This is a genomic window from Solibacillus sp. CAU 1738 (assembly GCF_039888725.1).
GTDB lineage: Bacteria > Bacillota > Bacilli > Bacillales_A > Planococcaceae > Metasolibacillus.
Genome location: NZ_JBDQQN010000002.1, coordinates 870776 through 877665 on the forward strand (window position 1 = coordinate 870776; position 6890 = coordinate 877665).

General features: G+C 37.1%; 7 protein-coding genes. 5 read left to right on the forward strand and 2 right to left on the reverse strand.

Features of this window, described 5'->3' with window-relative positions; all coding sequences use genetic code 11:
* Positions 1 to 233 precede the first annotated feature (233 nt).
* Both AAFN87_RS09550 and AAFN87_RS09555 read right to left on the reverse strand, forming a co-directional pair.
* Positions 234 to 896, reverse strand: a complete 663-nt coding sequence (locus AAFN87_RS09550; protein WP_347790811.1) for a potassium channel family protein — start codon at positions 894 to 896, stop codon at positions 234 to 236.
* Between the two features lie 785 nt (positions 897 to 1681).
* A complete protein-coding gene (locus AAFN87_RS09555; protein ID WP_347790812.1) occupies positions 1682 to 2113 on the reverse strand; it encodes a TlpA family protein disulfide reductase in 432 nt (143 codons plus the stop codon).
* A 205-nt stretch (positions 2114 to 2318) separates the two neighbouring features.
* Between AAFN87_RS09555 and AAFN87_RS09560 the strand changes: the two genes are divergently transcribed.
* From AAFN87_RS09560 to AAFN87_RS09580, 5 genes are read left to right on the forward strand one after another with little or no spacing between them, the layout of a single operon-like run.
* Positions 2319 to 2864 (forward strand): helix-turn-helix domain-containing protein, encoded by a 546-nt coding sequence (locus tag AAFN87_RS09560; RefSeq protein ID WP_347790813.1) that lies wholly within the window; start codon positions 2319 to 2321, stop codon positions 2862 to 2864.
* Between the two features lie 15 nt (positions 2865 to 2879).
* Complete coding sequence (locus AAFN87_RS09565) at positions 2880 to 3986, forward strand: ABC transporter ATP-binding protein (RefSeq protein WP_347790814.1); 1107 nt, start codon at positions 2880 to 2882, stop codon at positions 3984 to 3986.
* Positions 3976 to 4782, forward strand: coding sequence for an ABC transporter permease (locus AAFN87_RS09570; protein ID WP_347790815.1), 807 nt, complete (start codon positions 3976 to 3978; stop codon positions 4780 to 4782). The genes AAFN87_RS09565 and AAFN87_RS09570 overlap by 11 nt, the downstream gene beginning before the upstream one ends.
* Positions 4782 to 5582 (forward strand): ABC transporter permease, encoded by an 801-nt coding sequence (locus tag AAFN87_RS09575; protein WP_347790816.1) that lies wholly within the window; start codon positions 4782 to 4784, stop codon positions 5580 to 5582. Before AAFN87_RS09570 ends, AAFN87_RS09575 begins: the two co-directional genes overlap by 1 nt.
* On the forward strand, positions 5579 to 6655 hold the full coding sequence (locus AAFN87_RS09580) for an ABC transporter substrate-binding protein (protein ID WP_347790817.1): 1077 nt from the start codon (positions 5579 to 5581) through the stop codon (positions 6653 to 6655). Before AAFN87_RS09575 ends, AAFN87_RS09580 begins: the two co-directional genes overlap by 4 nt.
* Positions 6656 to 6890: the final 235 nt, after the last annotated feature.

Here is a 6890-nt window from a genome sequence, read left to right on the forward strand (position 1 = left end):
GGAGGAACGTCGAATCCACTAGGATAAGCAATGTTTATTGCGGCAAAAGCTTAGCCACAGCCGCACGTGCGGAAAATCCAATTGTTTCGGTTACATCCGAACCAATTTAGTTAGAGCCGTGCCCCAGGAAAGCGTCCGACCCAGAATGGAAATCAACGCCCCCATTCAAAAAGGATGCACTAAATTTTGATTCCTCAAAATTAGTACACCCCCAACATTTCACCAATAACCCTTTAATCTTGTAATGCTTTTTTCACGAAACGATTAATATCTACATCAGCACCAATTACGAGTAGTACATCACCTAGTAAAATCGGATCTTCTGGTGATGGGGATATCATGATCGCCTCACCGCGCTTAATACCGACAATATTAATACCATATTTCGCACGAATATCTAAGTCAATTAAACTATAGCCAGCTATGCGATCACTCGCTTTTATTTCCATAATGGAATGTTCGTCGGATAGCTCTAAATAATCGAGTACATTGCTAGACATCATATTATTCGCAATACGTATACCCATATCACGCTCAGGATGCACAATATAATCAGCACCAATTTTACGCAGTACTTTTTCATGATAATCATTTTGTGCTTTTACAGTTATTTGCGATACACCAAGTTCTTTTAAAATTAAAGTCGTCAAAATACTTGCTTGTATATTTTCACCAATAGCTACAATAACATGCCCAAAATTCCATAAACCAAGCGATTTAATTACTGATTCATCTGTTGTATCCGCAACAATCGCTTGTGTCGCTATTTGTGCATATTCATCGACGCGCTCACTCGTTGAGTCAATCGCCATGACATGTGCGCCTTGAGCTACAAGTTCTCTAACAATACTTCCACCAAATCGGCCGAGTCCGATGACAACAAATTCTTTTTTCATACATTCGCCTCCACAACCTGTTGCCACTAGTTTAACTCACTCGACCGTTGTTGTAAAAATATTATTTCAATTCTACTAGTTGGAATATGATTTCTCATTTTTATGACCAAATGCGTTTAATAAATGCTTAATTAAGCACCAATCTGCAACAGGTGTTGAAAAGATCGAATGAACAATAGAAAAAACAAAGCAATCCTGCACATCTGTTCAATTCGAACAAAAAGTGCCGGATTTTATATCGTAAAGCTATTTTACTTATTTACTTTAAACGAGCACTTTTCAATACAAATTTCACCATACAGAATCCAATGACAGGTGCTCAATGCCACTTGAAGTTCATTGTTGATTTGTTTTAGTGGTGTAATCTGTTGTTGTTGGATAGACAACTGCTATAATGCTCTCGTCGTATTTTTCAATCTGTCAATATGAGCGAATGTATTAGCTCATGGCTTCCCTTTAACTAAAAGACCAAAAATTATCTATTTAATTAGTTCATCACCAAAATTCTGTCGACAAATTATTTAATACAAATCAAGTTGATAGGAGTGGAAGTTGGGCGAGTGTAGCTGTCGGCTATGCCTTTCGCTACAGAGCAAAGCTTCCTGGGGGAATAGCGTCAAAAAAGGAACGAAGGCTAAAACGTCACGTCCTGTGACAACGCCTTCGTGACCAACGTCATGTTGGCCCGAGACCCTGGACGCGAGGGAAGCGGCTCATCGGACGCCCCCCGGAAAGCGCACAACTGGAACGGAAATCAAACCAAATTTATTTTAGCTCTCGAAATATTACAGAGCTTCTTTTAATAATCGTTGAATTTTTGATTCAAGAAATCGCATACTTCCCGCGATTTGCACGTGACGAAGCAAATGATGTTCATCGAATAAATAATAAGTAGGAACAAAACGCGTCTGATAAAGTTGAGTTAAGTTTAAATGATCATCAATAAACATCGCTTCCTTCATCCGTAACTTCCGCGCTACTTCTTTCACAAGTACAATATTTTTATCATTCTCACTACGTGGCATATGCACGGCAACCATATTTATATTGTACTTGTTTGCCAGTTCATATAATTTCGGTAAAAGTTCCTTACATAAAGAACAGCTAATTGACCAAAAGTGAATTAACGTTGGCCCTCGCAAATCGCCCTTCCCCACTTTACGATTTAACCAAGCTGTCGCTCCTTCGAATTCAGGCATTTCCGTACGCAATTTCATCTGCATTCCTCCTCCCCTTACAATATGCAATAACTAGGAAAAGGCACATTGCTAAAAAATTTTCAAATACCTATATAAATCGCTTGTATTTTCGGCATTATTATGTATAATTATCTTTGTTTTTGTAAACTTAAAGTTTGGTAAAAGTAAACTTTCATACTTAATGTTTAAAATTACTAAACTTATAAGGAGGGGGACAAAGAACATGCAAATCGGCATGAAAATTAAAGAGTTACGTTTACAAAAAGGCTTAACGCAAGAGGAGCTAGGTGAACGCACAGATTTAACAAAAGGATATATATCACAGTTAGAGCGAGATTTAAACTCCCCATCAATCGAAACACTTTTTTCAATTTTAGAAGTGCTAGGCTCTACTCCAAAACAATTTTTCGATGATGATAATTTACAAAATGAAAATGTTGTATACACAAAAGAAGATCGCTCAAGTTATATTGATAACGACAAAAAATATGAAATAGAATGGCTAATTCCGACCTCTAATGAAAAAGAGATGGAGCCCGTTTTTCTAACTTTAAAGCGCGGAGGCGAGTTTAAATTATTCGAACCGTCACTTGCTGAAACATTTATTTTTGTAGTGAAAGGTCGTATTCGGGTCGTTATTGGAAACGAGGAATATATAGCAACAGAAGGTCATTCTGTTTATTACGAAGCAACATCAAATCATCAAATTTTTAATGCACACAATGGAACTACTGAGCTTTTACTTGTTGCAACTGAATCTTATTTATAGTTTAGGAGGCTTTTTATGGATAACAACGCAATCATTCGTTTTGAAAACGTTTCAAAGTCATACGATGACGGTACAGTCGTATTAAAAAATATAAATTTCGAGCTTGAAAAAGGGAAGTTTTACACATTACTCGGGCCTTCTGGCTGTGGAAAAACAACGATTTTACGTATTATTGCTGGATTTTCGGAACCGACTAATGGAACTGTATATTTCCATGACAAAAAAATAAACAATGTGCCAGCTAATGAGCGTCAAGTGAATACTGTTTTCCAAGATTACGCCTTATTCCCGCATTTAAACGTCTTTGAAAACGTCGCATTTGGTTTACGTATTAAAAAAGTCAAGGATGCTGAAGTACAAGAACGCGTGCAGGAAGCATTAAAATTCGTTAACTTGGCAGGCTATGGTAACCGTGAAATTTCTGAAATGTCTGGTGGTCAACGCCAGCGTGTTGCGATTGCCCGAGCAATTGTTAATGATCCTGAAATAATTTTATTAGATGAGCCGCTATCTGCATTAGACTTAAAATTACGTACAGAAATGCAATACGAGCTTCGTGAGCTACAACAGCGTCTAGGTAAAACTTTCGTATTTGTAACACATGATCAAGAAGAAGCTCTTGCAATGAGCGATGAGATTTTCGTCCTATCAAACGGTGAGATTCAGCAATCAGGCACACCCGTTGATATTTACGATGAGCCAATTAACCGCTTCGTAGCAGACTTTATTGGGGAATCGAATATTGTAGATGGAATTATGATTGACGACTTCCGCGTACGTTTTGCTGGCAAGGAGTTCGAGTGCGTTGACCAAGGAATGCAAAAAAACGAAAAAATAGACATTGTTATTCGACCAGAGGATTTAGAAATTACAACTGTTGAACAAGGGAAATTAATAGTCAAAGTAGATACACAGCTATTCCGCGGGGTGCATTATGAGCTATCCACATATGATAAAGACGGCAATGAATGGCTCGTTCACTCACTGAAAAAGGCAGACGTAGGAGCAGAAATCGGTTTAGACTTTGAACCAGAAGCAATCCATGTCATGCGTTTAAATGAAACAGAAGAAGATTTCGATAAACGACTTGAATCGTACGGAGAAGATGAAGATGCAAACTAAAAATTCAAAAGGCGCTTTATTTCCCTACTTACTTTGGATTGGTTTATTCGTTATTGCTCCAATTGCCTTAATTGCTTATTACTCATTGCTAGATCTAGATGGCAATTTCACACTCGCAAATTATAAGGCATTTTTCTCGGCTTCTTATTTTAAAATGACGTTATCAAGCTTCTGGTATGCATTTTTAATTACGTTCTTTACGCTTATCGTTGCGTACCCTACTGCTTATCTTTTAACGAAGACGAAACACAAGCAGCTATGGTTAATACTAATCATCATTCCGTCATGGATTAACTTACTATTAAAAACCTATGCATTTATTGGGATTTTCGGTTTATACGGGCCGATTAATGCCTTTATTGAAATATTCGGCTTTAATCCACAGCAAATTTTATTTACGGATTTTAGTTTCGTATTCGTGTCAGTATATATTTTCATTCCATTTATGATTATTCCGATTTTCAACTCGCTTGATAAATTAAATCCAACGCTTGTTTATGCAGCACGTGACCTAGGTGCATCAAGCTTTACAACATTTCGTCGTGTCGTATTCCCGTTGACAATCGACGGTGTGAAATCAGGTATTCAAGTAACATTCATACCTGCTCTATCTTTATTTATGATTACGCGTTTAATTGCTGGAAACCAAGTAATTACATTAGGTACAGCAATCGAGCAACAATTCCTCGTATCTCAAAACTGGGGAATGGGTTCAACAATTGCCGTATTCTTAATCTTTATTATGGTACTTATCATGGTACTTACAGGTCAGAAATCTAAAGGAGGACGCGCTTAATGAAAAAATTATCGCCCACTTCAAAAATTTATTTGGCGTTAGTTTTCATCATTTTATATGCGCCAATCTTTTACCTTATTTTTTACTCATTCAACAGTGGCGGCAACATGAACCACTTCGAGTCATTCACACTTGAGCATTACGCAGCTGTTTTTGAGGATACGCGCTTAATTGTTATATTAATCAATACTGTAATCGTTGCCCTGCTTTCTGGTTTAATTGCAACAATTATCGGAACACTAGGTGCAATTGGTATTGTATCCATTAAAAACAAGAAAATGCGCAACACATTATTATCCTTAAATAACGTATTAATCGTTAGTCCAGACGTTGTAATCGGAGCAAGCTTCTTAATTTTATTTACAATGGTTGGTGTAAAACTCGGCTTTGCATCAGTGCTAGTATCACATGTAGCATTTAGTGTACCAATTGTTGTATTAATGGTTTTACCAAAATTACTAGAAATGAACACTTCATTAATTGACGCTGCACGGGATCTTGGAGCAACAAAACGCGATGTGTTAACACGTGTTATTTTGCCATATATTTCACCAGGTATTTTCGCTGGGTTCTTTATGGCGCTAACTTATTCGCTCGATGACTTTGCCGTAACATTTTTCGTAACAGGTAATGGCTTTAGTACATTATCTGTTGAAATTTACTCAATGGCGCGTGCTGGAATTACATTAACAATAAACGCAATCTCAGGATTAATTTTCGTTGTTACCATGTTAGTAGTAATTGGCTATTATTTTGTAAATAATCGCTCAAAACAAACGAGAGCGGGGGGGTACAAATGAGAGATTTAATGCAAGCAACTATTGCAATTGTAATTACTTGTGCCCTATTATTTGTAGCTGCTGATCAAATGCAATCAGCTAGTAATAAAGGGAGCAAAAATACAATTACAGTATATAACTGGGGCGAATACATCAACCCAGACGTAATAAAACAATTCGAGAAAGAAACTGGCATACATGTTATTTATGAAACATTTGACTCAAACGAAGCGATGATGACGAAAGTACAACAAGGTGGCTCAGCATATGATGTTGCTATCCCTTCAGAGTATACGGTCGAAATGATGAAGGAAAAAAACTTACTCATTCCTTTAGATCATGAGAAATTACCGAACTTAAAAAATATTGACCCGTACTTTTTAGATTTACCGTTTGATCCTGGAAATGAGTTTTCAGTTCCTTATTTTTGGGGGACTGTTGGGATTGTTTACAACCCATCAATTATTGGTGATGAAATTACATTCGATTCATGGGATGATTTATGGGACCCTTCATTAAAACGAAAAGTATTTTTAGTAGATGGGGCACGTGAAGTAATGGGCATGGGCTTAAACTCAATCGGTGCATCGTTAAATTCAAAGGACGACGCACTGCTACGTCAAGCGACAAATAAATTAATTGCCCTTTCACCAAATATTAAGGCTATTATCGGTGATGAAATTACACCGCTAATGATTAATAATGAGGCGGCTGTTGCTCTAACTTGGTCAGGTCAAGCAGCGGATATGATGTCTGAAAACGAAGAATTAACATACGCTGTGCCTGAAGAAGGTTCAAATCTTTGGTTCGATAACTTTGTCATTCCGAAAACATCTAAAAATATCGACGGTGCACATGCTTTTATTAACTTCATGCTTGATCCAGAGGTAAACGCACAAAATACAGATTATGTAGGATACTCAACACCGAATAAAGCTGCAATGGAATTAATGGACCCTGAAATAATCGAAGATGAGCGCTACTATCCAGATGAAGAGCTCCGTGAAAAGCTAGAAGTATACGAAAACCTTGGCTTACAATGGTTAGGCAAATATAACGAGTACTTTTTAGAATTTAAAATGAGCCTGAAATAAACTTGAATGGTGGCTGTCTCAAAAGTGAGGCAGCTATTTTCTTACGATTAGTCAAGTATCTATAATAACTTTCTTAACTCTACGATATTATTTTGATAAATTAGGCCATGTCGAATAAGCCTAGTGATTTTTCGATTTTTCATAAGGCTTGGCTTTAGTATGTTAAACTGATGCTACGACTGTACTAGGGAGCTAACCTGTAGTCGTAGTTTTGATTATGTGTGACAAGAAAGAA